General features: G+C 66.8%; 1 protein-coding gene. It reads left to right on the forward strand.

The genetic code is table 11. From position 1 onward, the window contains the following. On the forward strand, positions 1-259 hold a 259-nt coding region (locus tag R0J87_RS22015; RefSeq protein ID WP_498888977.1), incomplete at both ends, for a hypothetical protein.

Consider the following 259-nt stretch of genomic DNA (forward strand, 5'->3'; position numbering starts at 1 on the left):
ATGCGTTTCGGCGTCGCCGGCTGGAGTAATCGCTGGCTGAACGTGCCTGGTCGAATCACCTGCCAAGCGGGGCTACACGACGCCAGGTGGTCGATTCAAGGCACTCGTCTGGGTGGCCCTTTCCCCCTCGGCCCCACGGCGTACAGACTGGCAGGGGCGGGTGACTTCAATCTCGAGATCGATCCGGGGGATCTCGGGTGCGGGTCGCACCGCCTGCGAATCAAAGCGGTGGATCGGCGGCAGCGCGCCGCCTCACGCG

The sequence above is a fragment of the Halomonas sp. SIMBA_159 genome (assembly GCF_046536035.1).
GTDB classification, from domain to species: domain Bacteria; phylum Pseudomonadota; class Gammaproteobacteria; order Pseudomonadales; family Halomonadaceae; genus Vreelandella; species Vreelandella venusta_A.